The 24,319-nt window shown below is 63.3% G+C and carries 26 protein-coding genes and 1 pseudogene; 12 read left to right on the forward strand and 15 right to left on the reverse strand.

Annotated elements, in window-relative coordinates; all coding sequences use genetic code 11:
• Window positions 1-150 precede the first annotated feature (150 nt).
• From ACFQL3_RS05485 to ACFQL3_RS05510, 6 genes are all read right to left on the reverse strand, one after another.
• Entirely contained in the window at window positions 151-912 is a 762-nt protein-coding gene (locus ACFQL3_RS05485; protein ID WP_377052138.1) for an SDR family NAD(P)-dependent oxidoreductase, read from the reverse strand.
• A 100-nt stretch (window positions 913-1,012) separates the two neighbouring features.
• The gene (locus ACFQL3_RS05490; protein WP_377052140.1) at window positions 1,013-2,803 is read right to left on the reverse strand and encodes an acyl-CoA carboxylase subunit beta; all 1,791 of its coding nucleotides are present in this window, start codon (window positions 2,801-2,803) and stop codon (window positions 1,013-1,015) included.
• Window positions 2,804-2,859: 56 nt separating this feature from the next.
• Window positions 2,860-3,111: an amphi-Trp domain-containing protein gene (locus ACFQL3_RS05495; RefSeq protein WP_377052142.1), complete on the reverse strand. Its 252-nt coding sequence runs from the start codon at window positions 3,109-3,111 to the stop codon at window positions 2,860-2,862.
• Between the two features lie 644 nt (window positions 3,112-3,755).
• Window positions 3,756-4,640: a class 1 fructose-bisphosphatase gene (locus tag ACFQL3_RS05500; RefSeq protein WP_377057024.1), complete on the reverse strand. Its 885-nt coding sequence runs from the start codon at window positions 4,638-4,640 to the stop codon at window positions 3,756-3,758.
• A gap of 8 nt (window positions 4,641-4,648) precedes the next feature.
• Complete coding sequence (locus ACFQL3_RS05505; RefSeq protein ID WP_377052144.1) at window positions 4,649-4,903, reverse strand: hypothetical protein; 255 nt, start codon at window positions 4,901-4,903, stop codon at window positions 4,649-4,651.
• 153 nt (window positions 4,904-5,056) lie between these two features.
• Window positions 5,057-5,782, reverse strand: coding sequence for a DUF7409 domain-containing protein (locus ACFQL3_RS05510; RefSeq protein ID WP_377052146.1), 726 nt, complete (start codon window positions 5,780-5,782; stop codon window positions 5,057-5,059).
• 147 nt (window positions 5,783-5,929) lie between these two features.
• On the opposite strand from ACFQL3_RS05510, the gene ACFQL3_RS05515 reads away from it, so the two are divergent.
• From ACFQL3_RS05515 to ACFQL3_RS05530, 4 genes are all read left to right on the forward strand, one after another.
• Window positions 5,930-6,799 carry a 3-hydroxyacyl-CoA dehydrogenase family protein gene (locus ACFQL3_RS05515; RefSeq protein WP_377052148.1) on the forward strand — a complete coding sequence of 290 codons (870 nt, stop codon included), beginning with the start codon at window positions 5,930-5,932 and terminating at the stop codon, window positions 6,797-6,799.
• 147 nt (window positions 6,800-6,946) lie between these two features.
• On the forward strand, window positions 6,947-8,386 hold the full coding sequence (locus ACFQL3_RS05520) for a cytochrome ubiquinol oxidase subunit I (RefSeq protein WP_377052150.1): 1,440 nt from the start codon (window positions 6,947-6,949) through the stop codon (window positions 8,384-8,386).
• Window positions 8,379-9,383 (forward strand): cytochrome d ubiquinol oxidase subunit II, encoded by a 1,005-nt coding sequence (locus ACFQL3_RS05525; protein WP_377052152.1) that lies wholly within the window; start codon window positions 8,379-8,381, stop codon window positions 9,381-9,383. Before ACFQL3_RS05520 ends, ACFQL3_RS05525 begins: the two co-directional genes overlap by 8 nt.
• A 75-nt stretch (window positions 9,384-9,458) precedes the next feature.
• A complete protein-coding gene (locus ACFQL3_RS05530) occupies window positions 9,459-10,373 on the forward strand; it encodes a DUF6159 family protein (RefSeq protein WP_377052154.1) in 915 nt (304 codons plus the stop codon).
• A 10-nt stretch (window positions 10,374-10,383) separates the two neighbouring features.
• Here the strand turns inward: ACFQL3_RS05530 and ACFQL3_RS05535 are convergent, their stop codons facing one another.
• The gene (locus tag ACFQL3_RS05535; protein WP_377052156.1) at window positions 10,384-10,833 is read right to left on the reverse strand and encodes an acyl-CoA thioesterase; all 450 of its coding nucleotides are present in this window, start codon (window positions 10,831-10,833) and stop codon (window positions 10,384-10,386) included.
• Window positions 10,834-10,921: 88 nt separating this feature from the next.
• Here ACFQL3_RS05535 and ACFQL3_RS05540 point away from each other — a divergent pair, with 88 nt between their 5' ends.
• The 3 genes from ACFQL3_RS05540 to ACFQL3_RS05550 are packed head-to-tail and all read left to right on the forward strand — an operon-like array spanning window position 10,922 to window position 13,490.
• On the forward strand, window positions 10,922-12,682 hold the full coding sequence (locus ACFQL3_RS05540) for a TraB/GumN family protein (protein WP_377052158.1): 1,761 nt from the start codon (window positions 10,922-10,924) through the stop codon (window positions 12,680-12,682).
• A gap of 2 nt (window positions 12,683-12,684) precedes the next feature.
• Window positions 12,685-13,317 carry a metalloprotease gene (locus ACFQL3_RS05545; protein ID WP_377052160.1) on the forward strand — a complete coding sequence of 211 codons (633 nt, stop codon included), beginning with the start codon at window positions 12,685-12,687 and terminating at the stop codon, window positions 13,315-13,317.
• Entirely contained in the window at window positions 13,317-13,490 is a 174-nt protein-coding gene (locus ACFQL3_RS05550; RefSeq protein ID WP_377052162.1) for a hypothetical protein, read from the forward strand. Before ACFQL3_RS05545 ends, ACFQL3_RS05550 begins: the two co-directional genes overlap by 1 nt.
• Before the next feature lie 27 nt (window positions 13,491-13,517).
• Here ACFQL3_RS05550 and ACFQL3_RS05555 read toward each other — a convergent pair whose 3' ends face one another.
• Both ACFQL3_RS05555 and ACFQL3_RS05560 read right to left on the reverse strand, forming a co-directional pair.
• Window positions 13,518-13,949: a universal stress protein gene (locus tag ACFQL3_RS05555; protein ID WP_377052165.1), complete on the reverse strand. Its 432-nt coding sequence runs from the start codon at window positions 13,947-13,949 to the stop codon at window positions 13,518-13,520.
• Window positions 13,950-14,044: 95 nt separating this feature from the next.
• On the reverse strand, window positions 14,045-14,701 hold the full coding sequence (locus ACFQL3_RS05560) for a helix-turn-helix domain-containing protein (protein WP_377052167.1): 657 nt from the start codon (window positions 14,699-14,701) through the stop codon (window positions 14,045-14,047).
• A 188-nt stretch (window positions 14,702-14,889) separates the two neighbouring features.
• Between ACFQL3_RS05560 and ACFQL3_RS05565 the strand changes: the two genes are divergently transcribed.
• The 3 genes from ACFQL3_RS05565 (at window position 14,890) to ACFQL3_RS05575 (ending at window position 16,046) form a co-directional block, all read left to right on the forward strand.
• Window positions 14,890-15,531 carry a helix-turn-helix domain-containing protein gene (locus ACFQL3_RS05565; RefSeq protein ID WP_377052169.1) on the forward strand — a complete coding sequence of 214 codons (642 nt, stop codon included), beginning with the start codon at window positions 14,890-14,892 and terminating at the stop codon, window positions 15,529-15,531.
• Between the two features lie 75 nt (window positions 15,532-15,606).
• Complete coding sequence (locus ACFQL3_RS05570; RefSeq protein WP_377052171.1) at window positions 15,607-15,864, forward strand: hypothetical protein; 258 nt, start codon at window positions 15,607-15,609, stop codon at window positions 15,862-15,864.
• A gap of 14 nt (window positions 15,865-15,878) precedes the next feature.
• Window positions 15,879-16,046, forward strand: coding sequence for a hypothetical protein (locus ACFQL3_RS05575; RefSeq protein WP_377052173.1), 168 nt, complete (start codon window positions 15,879-15,881; stop codon window positions 16,044-16,046).
• 6 nt (window positions 16,047-16,052) lie between these two features.
• Here ACFQL3_RS05575 and ACFQL3_RS05580 read toward each other — a convergent pair whose 3' ends face one another.
• The 3 genes from ACFQL3_RS05580 to ACFQL3_RS05590 form a co-directional block, all read right to left on the reverse strand.
• On the reverse strand, window positions 16,053-16,481 hold the full coding sequence (locus tag ACFQL3_RS05580) for a DUF7539 family protein (RefSeq protein WP_377052175.1): 429 nt from the start codon (window positions 16,479-16,481) through the stop codon (window positions 16,053-16,055).
• 40 nt (window positions 16,482-16,521) lie between these two features.
• Window positions 16,522-17,037 (reverse strand): hypothetical protein, encoded by a 516-nt coding sequence (locus ACFQL3_RS05585; protein ID WP_377052177.1) that lies wholly within the window; start codon window positions 17,035-17,037, stop codon window positions 16,522-16,524.
• 107 nt (window positions 17,038-17,144) lie between these two features.
• Entirely contained in the window at window positions 17,145-17,396 is a 252-nt protein-coding gene (locus ACFQL3_RS05590) for an MTH865 family protein (protein WP_377052179.1), read from the reverse strand.
• Window positions 17,397-17,512: 116 nt separating this feature from the next.
• Here ACFQL3_RS05590 and ACFQL3_RS05595 point away from each other — a divergent pair, with 116 nt between their 5' ends.
• Complete coding sequence (locus ACFQL3_RS05595) at window positions 17,513-18,640, forward strand: AI-2E family transporter (protein WP_377052181.1); 1,128 nt, start codon at window positions 17,513-17,515, stop codon at window positions 18,638-18,640.
• A gap of 7 nt (window positions 18,641-18,647) precedes the next feature.
• Here the strand turns inward: ACFQL3_RS05595 and ACFQL3_RS05600 are convergent, their stop codons facing one another.
• Window positions 18,648-20,792, reverse strand: a complete 2,145-nt coding sequence (locus ACFQL3_RS05600; RefSeq protein ID WP_377052183.1) for a thioredoxin domain-containing protein — start codon at window positions 20,790-20,792, stop codon at window positions 18,648-18,650.
• Window positions 20,793-21,071: 279 nt separating this feature from the next.
• Here ACFQL3_RS05600 and ACFQL3_RS05605 point away from each other — a divergent pair, with 279 nt between their 5' ends.
• Window positions 21,072-22,256 (forward strand): hypothetical protein, encoded by a 1,185-nt coding sequence (locus ACFQL3_RS05605; RefSeq protein ID WP_377052185.1) that lies wholly within the window; start codon window positions 21,072-21,074, stop codon window positions 22,254-22,256.
• 46 nt (window positions 22,257-22,302) lie between these two features.
• Here ACFQL3_RS05605 and ACFQL3_RS05610 read toward each other — a convergent pair.
• A pseudogene (locus ACFQL3_RS05610) lies at window positions 22,303-22,548 on the reverse strand (hypothetical protein); the annotation flags it as partial.
• A gap of 97 nt (window positions 22,549-22,645) precedes the next feature.
• Window positions 22,646-24,172: an alpha,alpha-trehalase TreF gene (gene treF, locus ACFQL3_RS05615; RefSeq protein WP_377052187.1), complete on the reverse strand. Its 1,527-nt coding sequence runs from the start codon at window positions 24,170-24,172 to the stop codon at window positions 22,646-22,648.
• Between the last annotated feature and the right edge of the window lie 147 nt (window positions 24,173-24,319).

Here is a 24,319-nt window from a genome sequence, read left to right on the forward strand (position 1 = left end):
GGGTAGACTCCGTGGAGCGACTGGTCGTCCCGTCGCGCTGGCCCTCTGTGGGCTGCTCGGGCGGCTCCGATCCGTCGTTTCCACTCATTACTTTCTTCTCAGTGTGTAAGGCGTATATAACCCCGGATCCGGACGAGAGATGGACCTAATTCACGAGATGGAGTAGCCGCCATCAGCCGTCAGGGCGTGGCCGGTGACGAACGAGGACTCCTCGCTCGCCAGGAAGACGACGCAGTCGGCGATCTCCTCGGCGTCGCCCAGCCGACGGAGCGGGTAGTCCTGAATCATCTCCTCGCGCGCCGCCTCGGGGTCGCTTCGACCGGCGAAATAGGCGTTGGTGAGCTGTGTATCAATAAAGCCCGGGCAGATCGCGTTCGCGCGGACACCGTCGGGACCTGCCTCGGCGGCGGTGGCCCGAGTGAAGTTGATGACGGCTGCTTTCGTCAGGGCGTACACCGACTGATACGGGAAGCCGAGTTTTCCGGCCAGCGAGGACATGTTGACGATCGTTCCGTGGCCCTGCTCTTTCATAATCGGGAGGGCGGCGTGAGTGCCGTTCCAGGGGCCTTTGAGGTTCACGTTGATGACGTAGTCGAGCACGGACTCGTCGACGTCCTCGATCTTGCTCGGCGGCTGGCCGATCCCCGCGTTGTTGACGAGGACGTGGAGGCCGTGAGTCGCCGCGGTATCTTCGAGCGCCGCCGCGAACCCCTCGGCATCGGTCACGTCGAACTCGTAGTGGTCGGCGCTGCCGCCAGCCTCGCGGATCTCCTCGGCGGTTTCGGCGGCGGCGTCGCCATCCACGTCCGTCGAGATCACAGTCGCACCCTCCTCGGCAGCGCGCAGTGCGCTGGCGCGTCCGATTCCCGATCCCGATCCCGTGATAAAGACTGTCTTGCCTTCGAGTCGCATACTCGTGGGAGGTGCCCCTCCTTCATAAATTTTGAACATAGATGAGAGTGTATTCGCGGAGCCGGTGACGACTCGGCAGTGAGGCGCAAAACCAGGGCCGCTACAATATCGTACCGTGTTTCTTTTCGGGGAGTTCCTTTTCGACGTCCTCGTAGAACGCGAATCGCCCGGCTAACTGCGCGCGTAGATCGCTCGGCGGAACGATGTCGTCGATAACGACCTCGCTTGCCATTCGGTGGACGTCGATATCCTCGCGGTACTCCTCGCGGAGTTCCTGTTCCCGCTCCGCTCGCTCCTCGGGGTCGTCGATCTCGTCGAGTTTGTTGGCGTAGACGGCGTTGATCGCGGCTTCCGGGCCCATAATTCCGATTTCGCCGGAGGGGAGCGCGATGACGCTCTCGGGATCGTAGGCCGGGCCGCCCATCGCATAGATGCCCGCGCCGTAGGCCTTCCGCGTGACGACTGTCTGCTGTGGCACGGTCGCCGACGAAGTCGCGTAGATGAACTTCTTGCCCTGTTCGAGGATGCCCTCCTTTTCGACCTGTGATCCGGCCATGAATCCGGGTGTATCACACAGATAGAGGATCGGGATCTCGTAGGCGTCCGCTTTCCAGATGAACTCCGCGGCCTTCTCGGCGGCGTCGGGAAAGATCGCTCCCGCTCGTTCGGCGGGTTGGTTGGCGACGATGCCGACCGGTCGACCGTCGATCCGGGCGTAGCCCGTAACGATCTCTTTCCCGTAGCCATCGCGCAGTTCGAAAAAGGAGTCGGCGTCGACGACCCGTTCGATCAGGTCGAGAACGTCGTAGCTCTCGTTGGGTTTCTCGGGGACGATGGCGTCGATCCCTTCCGGCGATTTTGCCGGGGCTGTCCCCTCGCGTTCCGGGGGCTTTTCGCCCGCCTTGTCCGGCAGGTAGCCGATCAGGTCCGCGACCAGTTCGCGGGCGTGTTCCTCGTCGCGGGCGATCAGGTCGGCACTCCCCGATTCCTCCATGTGTACCGCTGGGCCGCCGAGCGTTTCGAGGTCGATCTGCTCGCCGGTGACCATCTCGACCATCCGCGGACTGGCGATGGCCATCGCGCTCACGTCCTCGACCATCACGGTGAAGTCGGCGAAGACGGGTGTGTAGGCCGCACCGGCGATACACGGGCCGTAGAGGACACAGATCTGTGGGACGCGGCCCGAGAGCATCGAGTGGTTGTAGTAGTACTTCCCGATCCCCTCGCGGTTGGCGAAGAAGCCTGTCTGTTGGTCGATCCGCCCGCCCGACGAATCCATCAGGTACAGCACCGGCTTTCCGGACTTGAGCGCTCGCTGTTGCATCCGGAGGAACTTCTCGACGCCGCGTCGGGCCATCGAACCCGCTTTGACCGTGAAATCGTTCGCCATGAAGTGGACGTCCCGGCCCTCGAACGCGGCCGCACCCGTCAACAGTCCATCGGCGGGGAGGCGATTGTCCGGGTCGTACTCTTCGACCTCGGGACTGTCGGGATGCCAGCTATCGAAGTTTGCGAACGTGCCGTCCTCGAAGTGGACGCCCGCGTCCGAGGACGATTCCTCGGCTTCGTCGCCGCCGAACCACAGGTCCAGACGGTTGCGGACGAATAGCTTGCCCTGCTCGTCGAGGCGCTCGCGGTACTTCTCCGGGCCGCCCGCCTCGATCTCGTCGATCTCCTCGCGGAGACGCTGCTCCCGTTCTGTCGGGCCCAGATCCTCCCCGCCATCTGCAGGCTCTCCGTGGGCGGCATCGGCGCCGGGTGACCGGGAGACCGTGGGCTCGGTTTCGTCGCCGACGTACACCTCGATTTCGCCGTCGACGTGCGTCGCCAGCGCCGCCGCGATCGCGGCGGCCTCATCGTCGGTCGCCGTCTCCCCGATACGAACTTTCACGTCACCGAATGGGACGACCGCGGATAAAATATTTTGGTCTTTCGTGAAAGATGCGCCTACTCGCTGTCCGCCGACGCTGGTTGCCAGCCCAGTTCGATTTCGACGGTCTCCCGCCGTCCCCTGAGCAGCGCCGACCGCTCGACGACGTCGATGGAGTAGGTGAGCTCCGAGGACGGTGATACTTTAACCGACTTGTTGCCGACTGTGATCCGCGTCTCTTCGGACTCGAAGGCGTCTGCGAGGTCTCTGAGTGCGCTGGCCAGTTCTTCCGTGGTCAATGTCTGGGTACTCGATGTTCGTTCTGCCATGCTCTAAGGCCAGCACTGACAAGGATTAGTAATATCGTGGTTATCAAAAGGTGAGGGAGGTCCGTCCCCCATCAGCGGTGCGTGTGACGTGGCCGTCCTCTCTCCTCTTCCCCTTGGTGGCCTGTCTCCCCAGCAGGCCACACTTTGTCGGCCTGTCTCCCCAGCAGGCCGTCGGACGCTCGTGCGTCCGGTTCACACCAACAATAGGGGACCTCATGGTAATACAGCTACTACTCCGCCGTAGGAACTGATTAACGCACGTCTATAAAGAATAGCATCGCGAGTACCCCGACCCACCGTGGTCGGGGGTGAAGCGCGTCACATTATTTCGCAAGATTTACGATTATAGCTAATAGACTTAGGGTAACGACCAGAAATAATCTCTCAAAGTATGGAGTTGAAGACCTCAATTCCTTCGCTGGTCGTTTGACCGTTTGGAAATGTGGCTCCTCTCAAAACCCGCCATTGGCGGTGAGACGGGAGTTTCAACGGGGGCTGGTGGAGGCCCCGACCCTCACGGACAACGAGTTCGGGTGTTAATTCCAGCCGACTCTTCACAGAGAAGGTCGGGGGGAATTAAATTCGCCTGTCGGTGCAGTGCGGCCCTAAACGGCGAAGCCCCGCGCCACCGGGCGCGGGGTACTTCACACTGCCAACTGCCGTTCGAGTTCGTCGATCAGGTTCTCGTTCCCGACGTGGAACGGGGTCCGCTCGTGGAGTGCACTTGGCTCGACTTCGAGAAGGGACTTCCGACCGTTGCTGGAGCGGCCGCCGGCACTCTCGACGATATACGAGACGGGTGCGGCCTCGAACTGGTACCGAAGCTTTCCGTTCGGTGAGGACTCGAGTGCGGGATACGCGAAGATGCCGCCGTAGCCGAGCACCTGATTGACGTCGCCAACGAGGGCACCGCCGTACCGTAGCTTCAGGTTCTCGCGGATGCCGTCCGCATATGTCTCGAAGGAATCAAACCACTCGTCGACGCCCCCACCGAACCCGAAGACGGCCGGCTCGGCCGGGAGTTCGAGTTTCTCCTCCTGACAGCGGAGGTCGCCGTGGACGACCTCGTACTCGGTGACGGTTCCCGCCGCCGCCGAGACCATGGTAATCGTCGGGCCGTAGATGACGTATGCGGCCCCCACGAGGTCACGGCCACTCGCTGGCAATGGGGCGTCGTAGACTCCGACAATCGTCCCCACGAGGTTGTTCGAGGTGAGGTTCGAGGAGCCGTCGAGGGGGTCGACGGTGACGCTCAGACCGTCGCCACAGTCGATCGGTGTCTTGCGTTCCTCGCTTGCATACGCGCCCACACCGTCGATGTTGCCGAGGCGCTCGGCGAGGAGTTCGTCGAACCAGATATCGGCCGCACGCTGGCGCTCGCCGCTTTTGTTCGTCGACTTGGTTTTCGCCCGACGACCACGGATCGCGTCCCGTAGTTCGGGTGTGCTCTCCGCGACCGTCTCGAAGACCTCGTCCGCGATTGTCGTTCTGACCTGTCCGGTCGCCGTCGCCGTCTGTACTGGATTCATACTGTCGCTCATTGGGTCACCTCGCTTGCCTGGTACCGGGGCTGGCCGGATGCACCGGATCCGGGACGCCCGTCATCTCGTCGCGTGACGCGCTGTTCGACGCCGCCCGCGCTGGCCGATGCCGTTTCGGTGTCCGGTGGATGCTCTCCCTCACCCAGAGCAATCTGGCCGAGTACGTCAGCAGAACTGTCAGCCATCCAGTCGATCGTCAGCGTCGAACCGGAGTCACGCGCCGAAAACGGAGCGTCGGTCAGCGGGATCATCTATTTCGTAATCCGGTAATCTAGCATATATAGGTAACGGTAGATGACAGATTCCTAATTACGGCTTCTATGGAGCTATACTAAGTTATACGGCGTTTAGAAACTGCTAGAGACCGCAGAACTGCATTACTACTAAGATAGTTAATTCGGGAGTTAGCGAACGAACTCTTCGGCGTTCGAGTGCCACTCGGCGACCTGCTCGCGCTCGACATTCAACAGATCGGCGACCTGTTCGGGATCGGAGGTCGCAAGCCGTCGTGCCGACGTGACGCCCGCTTCCTGCAGCAGACCGGCCGCTTCGTCGGTCACACCGGTTACCGCCGTGACCGGGTCCGGTTCCGCCCGGTCGCGCCACGCCGACTCGGCGGCCGCCGCCGTTCCGCCGCCGTCCGTCTCCGCCTCGACGTTCGGTTCGGTCTCCGTCGTCGGCGTCCAGTCGCCATCAGTGTGGGAGTCTTCAGTCTCGCCGACCGTCCCGGAAGGCGACCAGTCACCCTGCCGACGGACGGAGCGCTGCCCGTCGCCGGCGGAGTCGCTTGGCGTCCAGTCGCCGTCTGCCGTCGACTCATCGGTCGTCGAGTCGCTCCCCGCGCTCGCCGCGACCCACTCGCGTTCGCCATCGCGGAGGCCGCGAACGTTCTTCGAGCGGTTATCCAGTTGTGTCTCCTCGCTGTCGAAGGTCCACGGTAGCGAGTGCCAGCGCCTGATCTTGGTTGCCACGCCGGCGTTAATTCCCGTATCGACGAGAAACTGGTAGGAGACGCGTTTCGCGCGGATGTCCTCTACGTCGACGTTTTCGTCGTGTAGCGCTGTTGCTGTCGACGGTCCGACGTAGCGTAACTCCTGTAATCCATTGTCCTCCTGTATGTTCTCGCTCACGACGGGTCACCTGGTACCGACGATTATTACCCAGGTTCTTGAAACTTGCTCACAGTATCACCGGACGGAACCCGTCAGACACGTATTGTTTGCGCTACTATAGTTGGGAAACAAACGTTTATCGTCCATCCTGTTGTATCGGGAGCCATGTACGGTGATCTCGACGCAATCGAACGCATCGGCGTCGTCGGCGCAGGAACGATGGGTAGTGGCATCGCACAGGTCGCGGCGACTGCTGGCTACGACGTATGGATGCGCGATATCGAAACCGAACTGGTCGAGGACGGCCTTGCCCGGATCGACGACAGCCTCGCCCGTCTCGTAGACCGGGGGGACGTCGACGAGGGGACCGCCGAAGACGCCCGCGAACGGATCCGCGGGACCACAGAGCTAGATGACCTCTCGGACTGTGACTTCGTTATCGAGGCCGTCGTCGAGGAGATGAACATCAAACAGGACGTGTTCTCCTCGCTCGACGACTTGCTCGACGCCGACGCGTACCTCGCTACGAACACGAGTACCCTCTCGATTACGACTCTCGCCAGCGCGACGGAGCGCCCTGAGCAGGTCGTCGGTCTACACTTCATGAACCCGGTGCCGATCATGGACGGGGTCGAAGTGGTCGTCGGCGAGAAGACGAGTGCGGCGACGACCGAACTGGCTCACGCCCTCGCCGAGGACCTCGACAAGGAGACCTGGGAAGCGGACGACAAGCCTGGCTTCGTCACCAACCGGATCCTCATCCCCTGGATCAACGAGGGGGTTCGTGCCTACGACGAGGGCGTCGCCAGCAAGGAGGATATCGACCGCGGAATGCGACTCGGTACGAACGTTCCGATGGGGCCGCTGGAACTCGCCGATCATATCGGTCTCGATGTCGCACTGCACGCCGCCGAGACGCTCCACGAGGAGTTGGGCGACCGCTACAAGCCTGCCTACCTGCTCAAACGGAAAGTCGCAGCGGGCGACCTCGGAAAGAAAACGGGGGTGGGGTTCTACGAATACGATGAGAGCTAACCAGTGAGGGCGCGGGCAATAAATGTAGCACTCCATCTATATAAACTATACGCCTGTTCCTACGAGTGTGCAATAGAGTTCGGATATATTGCTATCTGATACTCAGAATCAGTCAAAGCTCATTCCATGTTCCCGCCACCAGCGACCATGGCTTCAACTGTGGTCCAGACGATGCAGGCAGTACCGCTCCTGTCCCCGGAGTTCGCCAGTCGGCTTCAGTTCGGCTGGACGATCAGCGTCCACATCCTGTTCGCGTCGCTTTCGATCGGTCTCGCGCCGTTCATCATTTACTTCACCTGGAAGGACGTCCGGACGGGCAAGCAACGGTTCGCCCGACTCCGGGAGTTCTGGCTGAAAGTGTTCGCCATCGGGTTCGTCATGGGGACAGTCACCGGCATCCCGATGAGTTTCCAGTTCGGGACGAACTTCCCAGTCTTTGCCGAAGCGGCCGGCGAGATGATCGGCGGGCCGCTCGCGTTCGAGGCCAAGATGGCCTTTTTCCTCGAAGCCGTCTTCCTCGGCGTCCTGCTGTTCGGTCGCGAACGCGTCTCCGACCGCACCTACATCCTGTCGGCGGTGCTGACCGGTGCCGGCGCGTGGCTCTCGGGCTTCTGGATCCTCGTCGTCAACGCGTGGATGCAGACGCCACAGGGCTTCGAACTCGTCCAGCGCAACGGCATGCAGATCGCGCAGTTGACCGATCCGGTTGCCGCGTTCTTCACGCCACGGATGCCCTGGATGTACGTCCACATGATCAACGCCTCGGTCATCTCCGTCGCGCTGCTGGTAGCCGGCGTCTCAGCGTACTTCGTCTGGCGGAAACGCAACTCGGAGGCCTGGAACGTCGCGCTGCGCATCGCCGTTGCCTTGCTCCTGATCACGGCCCCGTTGCAGGCGCTCCACGGCGACGCCTACGGCCGCCACGTCGCCGATACCCAAGAACAGAAGTTCGCCGCGATGGAGGCCCACTACGAGACGGGCCAGGCCGACCTCCACCTCATCGCTATCCCGAGGAGCGCTGACTCGCTGACCGATCCACGGACGGATAACCTCTGGACCATCAGCCTCCCGGCAATGGGGTCGTACCTCGCGAGCGGCGGTGACTTCTCGGAGGAGGTGGTCGGGTTACACGAGTACGACGACAACCCACCCGTCGCCCTGGTCTTCTGGTCGTTCCGCTTCATGGTGGGCCTCGGCTTCCTGTTCATCGGGCTTGCGCTCTGGGGCGGCAATCTCCTGCGCAAAGGCAAGCTACGCGAGAGCGACCGGTACTTGCAGGCGATGATGCTCGCCACACCGCTCGGGTTCGCGGCGCTGCTTACCGGCTGGTACGTCACCGAGATCGGCAGACAGCCGTGGGTGATCCAGGGCGTACTCAAGACGAACGAGGCCGCGTCGACGACGCTGACAGGTAGTGAGGCGACGGGGACGCTCGCCGCGTTCGTCGCGCTGTATATCGCCCTGCTCGGGACCTTCGGCTACGTCTTCAAGTGGCTGATCGAGGGTGAACTCGTCCGGATGGGGGTCCGTGAGAGCGACGAGGAGTCAGGTCAACTGGAGCTACCACTGGTGAGAAGCGATGATTAGTCCGCTCGTGCTCTCGACCGACCAGTATCTCGTCCCCTCGTTGCCGACCATCTGGTTCGGGGTCGTGCTGTTCACTCTCGCCCTGTACGTCGCCCTCGACGGCTTCGACTTCGGGATCGGCATGCTCTATGCCACCCGCGACGAGCACGACCGCGAGACGCTGTTGGCGGCCTTTGGCCCGGTCTGGGACGCAAACGAGGTCTGGCTGGTCGCCTTCGGCACGACGCTGTTGGCGGCGTTCCCGCCGATCTACTCGCGACTGCTCAGCGAGCATTACCTGCTCGCGATCGCGATCGTGATGGCGCTGTTGTTCCGGGGCGTCTCGCCCGAACTCCGAGAGCAGCGTGAGGACGAGCGCTGGCAACGGGCCTGTGACCGACTGTTCGTCTTCGGGAGCACGACCACGCCGCTCCTGCTCGGGATGCTGGTCGGTAGCTGGATCTTCGGCACCGCCTCCCTCAGCCTGCCGAGCCTCCTGACCGGGGTCGGGCTGGTTGCGCTCTCCCTCACGAGCGGTGCGGCCTTCGTCGCCGCGAAGACGCAAGGGTCGCTCGCCGCCGATATGGTCCGGTACGGGACGGCATCGACGCTTGCCTATCTCGGCGGGGTCGTCGTCCTGCTCGCCGTCGTCTTCTGGACGGATCCCGTCGGCGTTCGGGAGCTACTGCTGACGCTGCCGGCCGTCGCCGTCGTGCTCGGAAGCGTCGTCTTCGGTGTCGGCGGGATCGTGCTGGCCCGCCGTGGCCGACATCGGCTCTGGTTCGCCAGCACGTTCGGGCTCTCGGTCCTGCTTGTCGGTCTCGTCGCGAGACTGCTGTATCCGACGATCTACCCGGCGAGCGGGCTCACCATCGACGCCGCGGTGGTGTCGCCGCTTGCGCTCAATCTGGTCACCGTGCTTGGGCTTCCGGTGTTGGTGCTGGTGCTCTGGTACTTCAAGTTCCTCTACGGCGTCTTCGCCGGACCGATCGACGAGACCGTCGAGGGGGGGTACTAGCCCTCTTCCGGTCTGTAGTAGTTTTCTCCGATCTGCCCCGTTAATAATAAGTGCTCTCCAGCAGTTCCCTCTCATATGTCGATGAACACGCGTTCGGGCGGGGTGGGCTTTTTCGACCGGATCAAAACCGGGTGGACGCTCACCAAAGACAGCGTCGGCGTGATCCGGGAGTATCCGAAACTACTGGTCTTCCCATTACTGGCGGCGATTTCGAGTATCTTCTTTCTCGTGCTCTTTTTCCTCCCGATGGTGCTGGCCGACGTCATCGGCGGCGGACTGGAGTACGTGGTTCTCTTCGCGCTGTACTTCGTCACGACCTTCTTCAGCACCTACTTTTCGGCCGCACTGGTCTACGCGGCAAACGAGACGTTTCACGGCCGCGAGCCGGGTCTCCGGTCGAGTATGACGGCGATCAACGGTCGACTCGGGCCCATCGTCGTCTGGTCGCTGATCTCGGCGACCGTGAGCATCCTCTTCCGGATGCTGGAGAACTCCGACAACCCCCTCGCTGCGATCATGCGGTCGCTGTTTGCACTCGGCTGGTCGATTATGACGTTCTTCATCGTCCCCGTGCTCGTCTTCGAGGACGTCTCGGCGACGGAGATGTTCAAGCGGAGCGGCAGCACGTTCAAGAACACCTGGGGCGAGACGCTGGGCGCAGGGTTCGGGATCACTGGCATCGTCGTCGGTATCGGACTCGTCCTCGTCGTCGGTGCGCTCGCTCTCTCCATCCCAGTGGCGGCCGTCTTCCCTGGCCCAGGCGTCCTGCTTGCGGCCGTCCTCGTTGCGCTTGCGCTCGTCTTCACGTACCTGCTCAGTCAGACGATCTGGGGCATCGCCAAGGCCGCGCTGTACGTCTACGCTCAGGAGGGCGTCCAGCCAGCACAGTTCGAGAACTTCGACTTCGAGACGCTCGGTGGTCGGGCAGAACACAAAGCAAACACGGGTAGCGGCGGCGCTCCGACCTCGGGGACGTTCGTCGACGACTGAGCGGTGGCCGTTACTGTTCGCCGTTCTCGCCAGCGAGCGCCTCCTCGCGTAGCCGCTCGCCGCGCTCCGAATCGACGACGAGGTCGGGCACTGTGACGGTGTTCCGGTCCTCGTCGATGGCCACGTAGATGAAATAGGAGTCGGCGGTCTGTTCGGTCTCGCCGGTGAGCGGGTTCTCGCGATACGTCTGGACGCGGACACGAACGCTCGTCGTCCCGGCGGCGTAGACGTACGCCTCGATCAGGGCGGTGTCGCCCACCTCGATGGGGCGTTTGAAATCGACGCGGTCCATCCGGGCAGTGACGCAGGTTTCGCCTGCAAAGCGCATCGCGGACATCCCGCCGACCTCGTCCATCCACTTGACGACGTTGCCACCGTGGGCGGTTTCGAGCATGTTGGCGTGGTTCGGCTGGACCATCTCGCGGTTCTCGATATAGGATTCGAGGAGCGTCTCCGGCATGTCACGCACTCGGACCGGCCGGGAGAAGTATCCCCCGACTCGTCGGACACGACAAGCGTAAAAACCGCGCGCGTATATTTTGGCGTAGATGACGGACCCAGCGGAGCCGGATGACGTGGACGCCGTCCCCTCGGAAGAGGGGAGCGTGACCGTCGTCGGGACGGCCCACGTCTCTGCGGAGAGCGCAGAGCGGGTCGAGGAGACGATTCGCGAGGAGCGCCCGGACGTCGTCGCCGTCGAACTCGACGAGGGGCGCTACCGCCAGATGCAGGGCGAAACACCCGACGATATCGAGGCGAAGGACCTGCTGAGCGGCAACACTGTCTTTCAGTTCCTCGCCTACTGGATGCTCTCGTACGTCCAGACGCGGATGGGCGACCGGTTCGATATCGAGCCGGGCGCTGACATGCGAGCGGCGACCGATACCGCCGACGAACTCGGTCTTGGACTCGCGCTCGTCGACCGAGATATTCAGGTCACGATGCAGCGGTTCTGGACCAGACTCTCTATCGGCGAGAAGGCAAAACTCGTCGGCGGCCTCGCGCTCGGCATCACCGACCCGCGAACGCTCGGCGTCGTCGGCGGCATGGTCCTCGGGATGCTGTTCGGCGCGGTTGGCGGCGTCGCCGTTGCGCCCGCACTCGGCTACGGCGAACTACTGACGCTTGGCGTTACGAGCGCCGGGCTATTACAGCTTCTCGGCGCTGTCGCCTTCGGAGCTATCGCCGGCCTCCTGCTTGGGTCCCTGTTCTTGCCGTCGATCAGCCCACCGCCGGGACTTGGGCTTGACGGCTTTACGACGCGGTTGCTTGTCGGGAGCGTCGCCGGCATCGCCGGCGCAGTTGCACTCGTTACGAGCGGCGTCGCCCCGCTCGGCCTCTTCGGCCCCGAAACGTTCGAGGGCTACGGCGTCACGGCGCTTCGGCTCGGAACGGGCGTTGCGGCAGGTGGCGCGGTCGGCCTCCTGCTCGGAACGCTCGTCGGCGTCCTGCTCAGTGCCTCGATGGAGGAGGTCGAGGAGATAGACGAGGAGTTCGACATCGAAGAGCTAACCGACGGCGACGTGGTTTCGGCGATGATGGAGGAGTTCCGCCGGTTCAGTCCCCGCGGTGCCGAGGCACTGATCGACGAGCGCGACGCCTTCATCGCACACAAACTGAACGCGCTGCGGGCGAACGGTTATCATGTGGTCGCGGTCGTCGGCGCGGGCCATCGTGCCGGCATCGAAGAGTATCTCGCACGGCCCACGACGCTACCCGATATGGGGTCGATCTCGGAGACGGCGACGAAACGGCGCTTCTCGATCGGCAAGGCAGTCGGCTACCTCTTTACCGTCGGCTTCGCCGTGTTCTTCCTTCTCCTGCTCCTCGCAGGCGTCGAGGACGGGTTCTTGCTTCGGCTGTTCGGCGCGTGGTTCCTGATCAACGGCGTCTTCGCGTTCGGCCTGGCCCGACTCGGCGGTGCACACTGGTCCAGTGCGGGCGTCGGCGGCGCGGTTGCGTGGCTGACCAGCATCAATCCGATGCTCGCCCCTGGCTGGTTCACCGGCTACATGGAACTGCGCAAGCGCCCGGTCAACGTCAGCGACATCCAGACGCTGAACGAGATCCTCGACGACACCGAGAGTCCCATCTCGGAACTCGTCGACCGGATGTTCGACGTCCCGCTCTTTCGGCTGATCACGGTCGTCGCGCTGACGAACATCGGAAGCATCATCGCCAGTTTCCTGTTTATCACCGTCGTGGTGCCGTATATGGCCCCTGAGATCGGAGGACTCAGCGGCGTCGGTACCGAACTGATCAACGGCGCGCGAAACGGCGCGGAGATCCTCGCGGGGTTCCTCCCCTGATCATGGTCGGCGTTCCAAGCCGCACACGGCGACGTGAGCTAACCTTTAGCGCCGACGAAAAACGTGACCTCGCGGTCGCGTGGATCGCACTCAGCGTCGCCTTTGCGATCTTTATTTTCCTGCATATGGCCAGTGGGGCCGCAGGAATCGCCCAGGTCGTCGCGCTCTCGATGATCACTGTCGGCGTCAGTTTCGTCCTCCACGAACTCGGTCACAAGGTGGCCGCGGTTCGGTTCGGACAGGTCGCCGAGTTTCGCGCCGACTACGGGATGCTCTTTCTCGCCATCATGAGCGCGATTATCGGCTTCATCTTCGCGGCACCCGGCGCGGTACACCATCGCGGTCGGATCACCCTCGGAGAGAACGGGCTGATCGCACTTGCCGGGCCAGCGGTGAATCTGGGACTCGCCGCCGTCTTCCTTCCGCTCGTGTTCGTCCCGGTCGCATTCGTCGAGCAGGTCGGCCGTTTCGGCGTCTTCATCAACGTCTTCCTGGCGACGTTCAACATGGTTCCGTTCGGCCCGCTCGACGGGAAGACGGTCTATAACTGGAGCAAGGGCGTCTTCGCGCTGGTCTTTTTCCCGTGTCTCGCACTGATCTACTTCGTCTACACACGGATCGGAATCGGGATCTGATGCGCCGCCACCAGCTACCGATTGCGACCGGCGTCATGCTCGTCTCCGCGGCCACCGGTGCGGCAGTCTCGGGCTACCCACGGTTGGAACTGCTGCTGATCGGTGCGGGCGCTGGCCTTCTCTCGATACTGCTCGGTCTCGTGCTCGCGCCGAAGCCGTCGGCGAAGGAGTGACTCCGGTAGCACGGGTCGTCTGACCGGCTATTTGACGATGGTCACCGGAACTGTCGTCTTATCGACGACGGTCTTGGCGACGCTCCCGACTACGTAATCCGGCTTGTCCGAGAGGCCGCGGTGACCGACGTAGATGCCGTCGATGTCCCGCTCCTCTGCCCGTGCCGTAATCGACTCGGCTGGTCGGCCGGTCAGTAGTTCAGTGCTGATCTCGATGTCGGCGTCCTGGGCCGCGACAGCATCTTCGGCAACCCTCCTGGCCTGTTCGAGGATCCGCTCCGCCTGCTCGATTGCGGCATCCTCACCCGGGAGTACGACCTGTCCGTCCACGAGTTCGGTCTCCGGCGTCAGCACGTGGACGACCTCGAGGTCCGCGCCCACCATGGCCGCCTGCGCCGCGGCCTGTTCGACTGCGGTATCGCTGACTGCCGATCCGTCGGTGGCGACTATATACTGCATAGATGGAACTACTATCTCGAAGGTAGTTATTATTTCATGCATTCCTGCTTGCCGGGAATCACCGCAGTCGACGACCCCGAGAGCCGCCGCCGCGCTCAGCCCTCCGATTTCATCGGGACGAGCGTGTAGGAGACCAGCGAGACGATGGCGCGGCGGAGCCGTTCGGTGACGGCCTGATCCGAGATGCCAAGTTCGTCAGCGACTTCCTTGGTCGTACAGCCTCTTGGGATGTCGTAATAGCCCATCTCCACGGCGAGTTCTATCGCCTCCCGCTGGGGGTCAGTGAGGCCGTACCACGGGCCGACGTCGGGCTCCGTCGGATTGTAGACGCGGACTATCTCCAGTGAAATCTGTGCTTCCTTGCAGTGACTGGTGAACGAACTGAGCGCGTCATGCGTCGGAAAACGGATTTCGAACTCCCACTCTTCGGGGGTTCCGATAGCGCTCAGAAGTTGTCCGTCGTACTCTTGCATGCCTCCGAAGAGGTGGTCCTGGTTCACGTCCCAGTCCAGCGTGAACAGCGTCTTGTCCTCGAACACGTCAACCCGCTTTATTTCGTTGACAGCAGGATGCTCCTGGACGCTCTCGACGAACGACTCCCGCGCCCGATCGTGAATCCAGAAGAGGGGGACAGCAGCGTCGGCTATCGGGACGAGACTTTCGAGTTCGATAGAAGCGCCACCTTCGACGGTGAGAATCTGCCCGAGCTCGAAATCACCGGAAGCTACCCGAATCTCCCCGATTACGCTCATTAGTCACTCCTCCGTTGATTGCGCCGCTACAAAACATGGTGGCTTGGTATACCAAGTTACCACCCTAATTGCGGGATACTTCTGCTTTCGGTAGGCTCGGTTGCGGTCTTCGATCCGTGGCGGGGTCCCCCTTTGTCCCTGATACACCATCGGTATGTGTTATTCACGTGGGCCACCAAGGATATGTTATGGCTACCGTGATGGAGTTTACGAGTCCGGCCGCGGAGTTCCCACTCGGGACGGTCTTCGAGAACCTCCCCGACGTGAGCGTCGAACTGGAACGGCTCATCCCCCACGATACGCTGATTATTCCGTACTTCTGGGTGCGGGGTGCTGAAGCGGCCGATATCGAAGCATCGTTCGAGGCCCACGAGGGCCTGGCCGATATCGAACTGATCGACAGTGTCGAGCACGAGTATCTCATGCGCGTCGAATGGGAACGGGAGTACGTCGGGGTTCTGAACGCGCTTGCCGAAATGAACCTCGCCGTCCTCTCCGGCGTCGGCACCGCGACCGGGTGGGACTTCGAGGTCCGCGGCGAGAGCCAGGACGAGATCAGCGAGTTCCGCTCGTACTGTCAGGAGCACGATATCCCGATCGACATCACGGCCGTCCACTCGCTCCTGCCGATACAGAGCGAGGGCTACGAACTGACCGACACCCAGCGGGAAGCACTCGTGCTGGCCTTCGAGCGCGGTTACTTCGACTCGCCGCGGACTGTCTCGCTCGAGGAGATTGCCGAGGAACTGGGTATCACACAGCAGTCGCTATCCTCGCGACTCAGGCGTGGCCACCGCCGTCTCATCGCCGCCACGCTGGTCAAAGAGTGAGCCCGGGCGTTACTTATATAGGTACTGTATAATCAGTAACCGAACTCAAACAGCACTGGCAGCTAGATATCTTTAATGATCGCTACACGGAGTGGTGTCGGCCTACGACCGCTTGAGTCCTACCAGAACTCTCGAACGTATCGCACCCGGTACGAACAGGAAACGGCCTCTCGGACCATTGCCACGACTGCGTTGCTCGCGGAGGCACAAGACGTCGACGTCTCCCTCAGACTCGAGGAACACGGCATCGTGCCGAACTTCGATGACGTTGCGCTCACACGGCCGGACGAGCAAGGGACGGACGCGGATCTCACGGGGTCGTCAGCGTCATGACGGGCGATGAATCCGTGCCTGGGTCAGAGTCGGACTTTCACGCGGAGTTAGAATCGCTCCTCCAGCGCGCAGATCAAAACGGCATCGATGTCGAAGGGGGCTGGGACTGCAGAAACGGCCCCGAGCATCCGGACTGGGACATCATCATCACCGAAGTCAAAAAGACCACCAACGCCGAGTAGCAGCGATCATTGCTGTGTTTCACGCAGAAACGCTGCTAGCTCTTCTTCGATGAGTGCCGAGACGCGCTCGCTATAGTCCCAGAGCGCCGTATTGATTCGCTCTTCGGTGTCGTCGTCAAGTCCCGCCCCGCCTCGCAGGACGGAGTCCGCCGTGACCTGTGGGCGATACACGCAGACGACGCCGAGCGGTAGATCAGGGCCTGTCTCACCCGCAGAGTGAATCCCGTACTGGTCGGTTCCCCAGATACCGTCGTCTCCCTGCCGTTCGAGCCTCGAGTCGAGTGCGTCGAGAAGCCGTAGGTCTTCAGCCGAGAGGAGCGGATCCTCGCCCTCGAAAAGTTCGCTGTACGCCTCCATCCGTGCCCTTGCCGTCCAGTCTTCCAGTTGTGATTGGGCCTGTACGATCACGTGCCGTTCGTCACCGTCATCTACCATATGCAGCGGACGACGGCCTGGCCAATCAACGTTTGTGCGATCAGTAGTTCTTGAACAGCAGCGCCCGGACGTCGTCTTTCGTCGGGGCGTCCTCGCTCGTTCCGTCCGGGAGGTCGACCTCGTAGCGCGCGTCGCCACTGGTCTCTCGCCACTTCTCGTCGTGGGTGTCCAGTAACGACATCATCGCCGAGAGCCGGTCCTCGCCGCTCTGGTCGTCGTCGGCGTCATCGTCCTCGGGCTCATCGGCGTCATCGTCTTCGCTCTTTTCGGCATCATCATCTCCGCTCTCCTCGGCGTCGTCGTCCTCACTCTCCTCGGACGTGTCTTCGCTTTCCTCAGTATCCGCGTCGACGTCACGGCTATCGTCGGACTTTGTGACGTCAGCAGCCTCCTCTGCGAGCACGTCGTCGAGCGTTCCGTCGTGGTTGTCGATCAGATACTGGACCGCGTCGCCGATGCGGACGTGTCCGTAGGGACCGACGATGTCGGCTTCGAGTTCCGCGCGCAGATCTTCGAGATACTCCTGTTGATCCTCAGTAATCTCTATTGCAGGCATACAGTTCCCTGCGAAGGCGACTATTAAATAGCCTGTGACGACGGGCGGGCAGGACGGTGCCGTCGCTCGGGGGGCTGGCGCAAAGAAATCGAGCGACGGTCGGCCGATCAGATCAGGTCCTGATCGTCGAGCTGTTCGAGGACGTCGTCGACGAAGGCTTCCGCCGAATCGTACGGGAAGTCGCCGCCGCCGAGTTTGGTGTTGAGCTCCATTGCAGTCATCGAGAAGTCACCGGACTCGAACTTCGTTCCGGGGCCGTTCGGCAGTGCCGGAACGAGATCCATCGGACTGGAGATGGGGTAGTCAGCGCCCTCGAAGGCGTCGATCATCTGGTCTTTGAGGTCGTCTTTATCCGCCATGTACTACACTCTGAATCGGGATAAATATTAAACTTTCGTGTAGTTGGCCGATCCGCCCGCCCTCTGACGGTTCCCCACTCCAGTGGATTTTTGTCGCAACCACAATAAGTTCCCATATGAATCGATCACAGTCGTTTCTGCTGATCTGCATCGCTTTGTCCGGACTTGCGGCGCTTCTCATCGTCCTCCCTTTCGTCGAGTACGTGCTTTCTGCTGTCGTCCTCGCATACGTTCTCTCTCCGCTTCACCGGCGCCTCGTGCCCCATCTCGGCAGGCAGGCGTCGCCGTTACTGTTGATCGTCGCGACCGTACTGACGGCGTTTCTACCGTTTTATTATATCGCCACTGCGCTCACCCGAGACCTCCAGAACCTCGCCCGCGGCCGGACGGGCCTCGAAATCGACAACGTCGAGGCGACCCTGTTCGAGCAGTTCGGCCTCGTCATCGACATCGAACAGCAACTGATGACCGGTGCGAGACAGCTTCTGGACGTGCTCTCATCGGGGGCGACCGGATTCGTCGCATTCGCACTCCGGACCTCACTTGGCCTTGCACTCCTGTTCTTCCTGCTCTACTACGGTCTGAAAGACGGGCCGAAGTTCGTCGCCTGGATGCAGACGAACTCGCCGCTCCCGCGTGACGTGACCGACAATCTCTTCGAAAAGATCGAACAGACGACGTGGGGCGTCGTCATCGGTCATATCTCCGTCGCCTTCCTGCAGGGACTACTCGGCGGCGTCGCTCTCTGGGCCGCCGGCATCCCCAGTGTCGCCTTCTGGACGTTCGTGATGATCGTCCTCGCCCTGCTGCCACTGATCGGCGCGTTCCTGGTCTGGGGACCGGCCGCGCTCTATCTCGCGGTTATCGGCGACCCGGTCTCAGCGACGTTTCTCGCGCTTTATGGGATCCTGGTCGTGAGTATGGTCGACAACTTTGCGCGCCCACTCGTGATCGACAAGCGCGCCCATCTCAACCCCGGCCTCATCCTCGTCGGGGTGTTCGGCGGCGTCTACGTGCTCGGCTTCGTCGGCCTGTTCGTCGGGCCGATCGTTCTGGGCATCTTCGTGGCGATGGTCGTGACGTTCGTCGAGGACTACGATACGCTCGCTATCGGCGAACCGGCAATCGAGACCGCTTCAGCGTCTACATCGGTGGCGAGGAGTGCCACTGATGCTGAATCGACGACGACCCCGACCGAACACGGCGGTCGTCCCGAGGGTGCCGACGACGAGGGAGAGGAGTGATCCGCGTTTAGTCGTCGTACTCCGGGGCCAGATCCTCGGCCCACGAAAGCGCCTCGTCGATGCTCGTGACCGGCGGCGAGCAGGTAAAGGAGCGACAGGTGTAGAGCGTGGGGTCGCTCCCCTGCGCCTCGCGGTCCTTCCAGATCGGCGGTGCCTCGTCGAGGTCGAGCGTCGCCAGCCAGTCCGAGAGCCCCGCCGCGGTCGGCGGTCGCCGCGCCAGAATTCGGTTGGGCAGGTACGTCTCCGCGAGGCGGTCGCGCCACTCCGCGGGCAGTGCGTCGGCGGAGACGGTGAGTTCGAGGTCGCCAGTCTGTCTGCGGTCGGCCGCCAGCGTGAGCGTGGTGTGTTCCATCGGACTCGATTCGATCTGCTGGCCGTGCGTCGAGAGGACGGTCTCGGCGATGTCGCCGAACCGCTCGTGATCGACGAAAGGCGAGAGGGACAGCAGGAGGTCGACCGCGACGCCGAGACTCGACGGCGTCGACTGGTCGCGGCGCTCCTGTGGACGCGTCACGAGCGACTCGCCGCTTGCGGGGGTGTAGTAGATCGTTCCCTCCTCGGCGTCCCAGAACTCGGCTTCGATCGTCCGCGCCAGCTCCAGTGCGAAGGCGAGGTGCTCGACGTCGCCGGTCGCCTGATAGCAGTCGAACGCGCCGCGGGCAAGGAAGGCGTAGTCCTCGAGATAGCCATCGCCCTTGACGTCGCCCGCCTCGTCGGTCGCGGGTTTGTACCGCCGGGCGAGTTCACCGCTGTCCTCGTCCCAGAGGTGCTCACGGACGAACGCGAGCGCGTCCTCGGCGAGGTCGGTCCAGCGCTCGTCGAGGGCGAGTCCGCCCTCCGCCAGCGTGGAGATCATCAGGCCGTTCCAGCCCGCGAGGATCTTCTCGTCGCGCCGGGGCCGGACACGCTCCGCTCTCGCCGCGAAGATCTGCTCGCGAGCGTCGGACAGTCGGTCCTCGATGTCCCTTTCTGAGAGGTCGTACTCCTCGGCCAGCGAGTCGACGCTTCGCGCCAGGGTCAACACGGTCTTGCCCTCGAAGTTCCCCGAGCGGGTGATGCCGTAGCGATCACAGAACAGGTCGGCGTCCTCGTCCAGGACCGCCTCGACCTGTCCGGGCGTCCAGACGTAGAACTTGCCCTCCTCGCCGTCGCTCTGGGCGTCCAGAGTGCTGTAAAAGCCGCCGCGTGCGCGGTCACCGACGCCGTCCTCGTGAGTGAGTTCGCGTTCGACGAACTCGAAAGTCTCCTCGACGACCTGCGCGTAGCGGTCCTCGCCTGTGAGTTGATAGCCAGCGAGATAGGCGCGCGGAATCTCGGCGTTGTCGTAGAGCATCTTTTCGAAGTGCGGGACGATCCACTCGCGGTCGGTGGCGTAGCGGTGGAAGCCGCCGCCGACGTGGTCGTAGAGTCCCCGGTTGCCCATCGCGTCGAGGCTCTCGACCGCGGCGTCGCGGAACGTCTCCCGGCCCGTCCGATCGAACGCCTGCATGAGCAGGTGAAGCCGCGATGGCTGGGGGAACTTCGGGCCACTGGAGCCGAACCCGCCGTGGTCGCGATCAGCGGCACGAAGCGCCGTGTTCGCGGCGTCGACAAGCACGCTATCTTCGAGTTCGGTCGGCTGACTCGGCGTCTCCTCCAGTCGGCCTTTCGCCGCTTTCGTCCACTCCTCGGCGCGGGACTCCATCTCGTCGCGGGATTCGGCCCACGAACCGGTGATGTTGTCGAGCAGTTCGAGGAAGCCGGGCATTCCCTGACGGCTCTCCCGCGGGAAGTAGGTCCCCACGTAGAACGGCTTGCCCTCGGGCGTCAGCCAGACCGAGAGCGGCCAGCCACCCCGCCCGCTGACGAGTTGACAGACGGTCTGATAGACGCTGTCCAGATCCGGTCGCTCCTCGCGGTCGACCTTGATCGGGACGAAGTTCTCGTTGAGTCGTTCGGCGACGGTCTCGTCCTCAAAGCTCTCCTCCTCCATGACGTGACACCAGTGACACGCCGAGTAGCCGATTGAAAGGAAGATCGGTACGTCGCGCTCGCGGGCGGCCTCCAGGGCGTCCTCGTCCCAGGGCTGCCAGTTGACGGGGTTGTCCGCGTGCTGGGTGAGATACGGGCTCTGTTCCTCGTCGAGGCGGTTTCGACGGGTCGGATCGGTCATAACTCTCCGTAGGTGCTGGCGGTCCTAAAGGGCGTCCTTGCGGGCAGAACCTCCACCCCGACGACCACCCGGCCGAGAGCACGTCCCCCGCGATTGCGGGGGGTCGTGCTCGACGGGGGAGGGCAGGCACTGCGGCCCGAAGCAGTGGCTACGGTGCGAAGCCGTCGACTGTGCCGGTGTCACTGACCGACCCCCCGGTCTCGCACATCGCAATGCCGCACATGATCGCGACAACACCTAACTGGGGTGCCTGTGTAGCCCCCCGAACAGCTATCGTCGATGACCCAGGAAACGTCCCGCTGGTCGAAACGCTACGTCCTCGTGGGCGCGCTCGCGCTGATCGCCTGGCAGATCGGCATTCTCTTCGCGGTCCCGCGCCGGACGGAGATACTGCTGGCCGTCTACGGCTTCGTCTTTCACGTGCTCTTCGGCAAGGCCTACGCGCTCGTCCCGGCATATTTCGACCGGCAACTCGCCGTCGCCCGGGCACCCGCAGTGCAGTTCCCGCTGGTCGTCCTCGGCACTGCTGGTCTCGTCGCGGCCTCGCTCGACGTCGGCCCGGCCGCCCTCTCGTCTGCCGGCGCGCTGCTCTGGGCGCTCGGCGTCGCACTCTTCGTCGCCGCGCTGGTCCGGACCATCGGCGACCCACTCCTTGCCGGCGAGACGGGGACTGGCGATCACAACGCCGACCGCCGCCCCGTGGATCGGCTATCGAACGGCTTCATGCCGGTTGCGCTGGGCTATCTGCTCGTCGGAGCCTACGAAACCGCGGCACTCTATGGCGGATTGCCGACACTCTTCGACGGGCTCCCCGCACAGACTACCCATCTGCTCGCTGCGGGTACGGCGACGCTGTTCGTCTTCGCACTGGGCTTTCGACTCCTGCCGCGCTTTCTCGTGGCGTACCCGCCGCTGTGGGCGCCGTGGATCGTGCTCCCCGCGGGTGCGCTCGCGCCGCTCTTGCTCGTCTGCGGACTCGTTGACGCGCGATTCCTGCTCGCCGGGGCGCTCCTCGAAGCCCTCGCAGTCTCGCTGTTTGCGGCCGTGACGCTGTGGATGCTCTACCGGTCAGAGCGTCGCCGGGTCGGCTTCTACGCGGTCGCTGTGGCCATGCTAAGCGGTGTTGCCGGCGTCTCGCTCGGCCTGTGGTTCGCGCTGGAGGGGCTCACGGCGGCAACCGTGACGCTGCATCTCCGGCTGAATCTGCTGGGCTTTCTGGGGCTAACAGTGGTCGGGATGGCCTACCAGTTCTACCCGCCGCGGGTGGGCGTACTCCCGGGGTCGACGAACCGTGCCGCGCTGCTCTCTATCGGCGGACTTGGCGGTGCGCTCGTCGTCCACGCTGTCGCCCTCGCCGCGGGGAGGCCCTCCATCATCCAGTTCGGCTACGCGCTCGCGCTCGGCGGTGCGCTTCTCTTCGGCTATCTCGTGTATAGCGCGTTTCGCCGGGGAACCTCGGGGTAGCCGAAGAGGCTATTCCTGCCTGAGGGCGCTGGCCGACGCGATTTCCGGCCCAGGACGGCCGACCATAGACAAGCCGGGCGGCCAGAAACATGATCGCCGAGACGGACATGACGAGCAGAAAGGCCTGGTCGATGCCGACGGTCGAGATTGCATACTGCCAGAGCGGCGCCAGCAGAAAGAGTCCCAGCCCGTTCCCGACGAAGATCAGGCCCGTCGCCGCCCCGCGGCGCTCGCAGGATGCCGTAGGAAAGCGGCGTCCCGAACGTGAACACCATCGCGGCCGCGCCGACGACGGCGATGAACCAGCTATATCGGCTGTTGGGGGCCGCTCCGTCAGTCGAGAGCACGATGACGGGGTAGCCATCGCCGTGCGAAAAAGCTCCCGTTGTTCACTCCCGCTCGAAGAGGTCGTACTGTTGCTGGAAGGCGATGGTGACGCCGTTCGTCCAGCCGAAGCCGTGTTGCACGCGATACTCGCCGCCGCTTCCGGTCCGACCTGTGGCGGTGACGTCGTACTTCTCGATCATTCGGCCGGTTCGCTGGTAGACGACCCGCGCGTGGTCCACCCATCGCGTCGCGATGTCCCGGGCCAGTTCGTCGTGGCCGTAGCGTTCCAGCCCCTGGACCGCGAACCAGTGCAGCGGTGCCCAGCCGTTCGGGGCGTCCCACTGCTCGCCGCTCTCGGTGAGTGTCGTCACCAGCCCCCCTTTTTCGAGGAACTTCGTCCGGAGGTGGTCGGCGATGGCCGCGGCCTGCTCGTCGCTCGCCAGGCCGACATACAGCGGCACGGCCGCGGCGAGGCTCCACTTGTCGGTGCGCTCGTCGTCGACGAAACTGTAGTCGAAGTAGAACCCCGCTTGCTCGTCCCAGCAGTACCGGTCGAGGGCTTCGGCGCGACGCGCTGCCGCGGCGGCGTACTCGTCGCTTGCGGCGTCGTCGCCGACTGCCGCATGCCAGCGCGCCAGATCCGATTCGACGCCGTACAGCAAGGCGTTCAGATCAACCGGGACCAGTTCCGTGGTCCGGATGGTCTCCAGCGAGTCGTCCCGACACCAGCGACTGCTGAAGTCCCAGCCGGATTCACAGGCCGCGCGAACGTCGCGATAGAGCTTTTCACGGTCGCGCTCCGGTACGCTCTCTGCGAGTTCGACGTCCTCGTCGAACGCCTCCAGACGGGGGCCAGTCGTCTCGTCCCAGTATCGATTCAGGACTGCGTCGCCAGGGTCGACGACCCTGCGCGCTGCCGTCCCCTCGCCGTCGAGGTCCTCCTGCCCGGACATCCAGAACTCGTACTCGGCGTCGAGCGCGTCGAGATAGGGGGCAACCGCGTCGATGCCGCGTTCGCGTTCGAGTATCCCCACCGTCTCCGCGAACAGCGGCGGCTGGGTCCGCGAGGTCTGGTACTCCCGGTTCGCGTTGGGAACGTAGCCGAACTCGTCGACGGCCCACGCGAAGTTCTCGACGATGTTCTCGACGTCTTCGATGTGGCCGCTGGCTGCCAGCCCCTCCGCGGTGAAGTAGGTGTCCCAGTAGTATAGCTCCCGAAACCGACCGCCGGGCGTGACATATGGCTTTGGCGTCCCGATCAGCGAGCCGTACTCGACGGCGCGCTCGTCGCTCGGATGGTCGACCAGCTGGGGCCAGAGCGTCCGGATATGCTCGCCCATCGAATCGTCAGTCCGGGTGTCTTCGTCCTCTGTCGCCTCCCTGGCCGCGGCGTCGGGGACCTCGAAGTGCTCGTAGACGAAGTCCTGGAGATCGAACTCCGGGTCCTGTCGTCGGGTCTCGAACCGGTTGCGGATCGTCTTCGGATCCAACCGCGGGACGCAGTCGACGAACGTCTTCGAGTCCTCGAAGATATCGCTCCGCTGCACGGCCTCGAAAAGTGGGCCCTGGAGGGGTGGCGATCTGTTCATGCCGCCTACTACGTCGGGTCCGGTGTTTACGCTTTCGAATGGTTGTATATGGGTGTTGTTAATCAATTTCTCGGCGAGAACTGGTTGGCTGGCCGTCTACCGCGTGCGGAGAACAGCAAGCTTTACACTGTCCTGTGGCGGTTTTTC

The organism is Natronoarchaeum sp. GCM10025321 (genome assembly GCF_042663585.1).
Classification (GTDB): domain Archaea; phylum Halobacteriota; class Halobacteria; order Halobacteriales; family Natronoarchaeaceae; genus Natranaeroarchaeum.

Bases quoted from the DNA above. Each gene is read 5' to 3' on its own strand.
- ACFQL3_RS05515 (WP_377052148.1), top strand. From the start codon at position 5,930: ATGTACGGTGATCTCGACGCAATCGAACGCATCGGCGTCGTCGGCGCA.
- treF (WP_377052187.1), bottom strand. From the start codon at position 24,172: ATGAACAGATCGCCACCCCTCCAGGGCCCACTTTTCGAGGCCGTGCAG.
- ACFQL3_RS05540 (WP_377052158.1), top strand. From the start codon at position 10,922: ATGACGGACCCAGCGGAGCCGGATGACGTGGACGCCGTCCCCTCGGAA.
- ACFQL3_RS05500 (WP_377057024.1), bottom strand. From the start codon at position 4,640: ATGAATCCAGTACAGACGGCGACGGCGACCGGACAGGTCAGAACGACA.
- ACFQL3_RS05530 (WP_377052154.1), top strand. From the start codon at position 9,459: ATGTCGATGAACACGCGTTCGGGCGGGGTGGGCTTTTTCGACCGGATC.
- ACFQL3_RS05520 (WP_377052150.1), top strand. From the start codon at position 6,947: ATGGCTTCAACTGTGGTCCAGACGATGCAGGCAGTACCGCTCCTGTCC.
- ACFQL3_RS05555 (WP_377052165.1), bottom strand. From the start codon at position 13,949: ATGCAGTATATAGTCGCCACCGACGGATCGGCAGTCAGCGATACCGCA.
- ACFQL3_RS05605 (WP_377052185.1), top strand. From the start codon at position 21,072: ATGACCCAGGAAACGTCCCGCTGGTCGAAACGCTACGTCCTCGTGGGC.
- ACFQL3_RS05545 (WP_377052160.1), top strand. From the start codon at position 12,685: ATGGTCGGCGTTCCAAGCCGCACACGGCGACGTGAGCTAACCTTTAGC.
- ACFQL3_RS05495 (WP_377052142.1), bottom strand. From the start codon at position 3,111: ATGGCAGAACGAACATCGAGTACCCAGACATTGACCACGGAAGAACTG.
- ACFQL3_RS05580 (WP_377052175.1), bottom strand. From the start codon at position 16,481: ATGGTAGATGACGGTGACGAACGGCACGTGATCGTACAGGCCCAATCA.
- ACFQL3_RS05570 (WP_377052171.1), top strand. From the start codon at position 15,607: ATGATCGCTACACGGAGTGGTGTCGGCCTACGACCGCTTGAGTCCTAC.
- ACFQL3_RS05525 (WP_377052152.1), top strand. From the start codon at position 8,379: ATGATTAGTCCGCTCGTGCTCTCGACCGACCAGTATCTCGTCCCCTCG.
- ACFQL3_RS05550 (WP_377052162.1), top strand. From the start codon at position 13,317: ATGCGCCGCCACCAGCTACCGATTGCGACCGGCGTCATGCTCGTCTCC.
- ACFQL3_RS05485 (WP_377052138.1), bottom strand. From the start codon at position 912: ATGCGACTCGAAGGCAAGACAGTCTTTATCACGGGATCGGGATCGGGA.
- ACFQL3_RS05565 (WP_377052169.1), top strand. From the start codon at position 14,890: ATGGCTACCGTGATGGAGTTTACGAGTCCGGCCGCGGAGTTCCCACTC.
- ACFQL3_RS05595 (WP_377052181.1), top strand. From the start codon at position 17,513: ATGAATCGATCACAGTCGTTTCTGCTGATCTGCATCGCTTTGTCCGGA.
- ACFQL3_RS05535 (WP_377052156.1), bottom strand. From the start codon at position 10,833: ATGCCGGAGACGCTCCTCGAATCCTATATCGAGAACCGCGAGATGGTC.
- ACFQL3_RS05600 (WP_377052183.1), bottom strand. From the start codon at position 20,792: ATGACCGATCCGACCCGTCGAAACCGCCTCGACGAGGAACAGAGCCCG.
- ACFQL3_RS05590 (WP_377052179.1), bottom strand. From the start codon at position 17,396: ATGGCGGATAAAGACGACCTCAAAGACCAGATGATCGACGCCTTCGAG.
- ACFQL3_RS05585 (WP_377052177.1), bottom strand. From the start codon at position 17,037: ATGCCTGCAATAGAGATTACTGAGGATCAACAGGAGTATCTCGAAGAT.
- ACFQL3_RS05505 (WP_377052144.1), bottom strand. From the start codon at position 4,903: ATGATCCCGCTGACCGACGCTCCGTTTTCGGCGCGTGACTCCGGTTCG.
- ACFQL3_RS05560 (WP_377052167.1), bottom strand. From the start codon at position 14,701: ATGAGCGTAATCGGGGAGATTCGGGTAGCTTCCGGTGATTTCGAGCTC.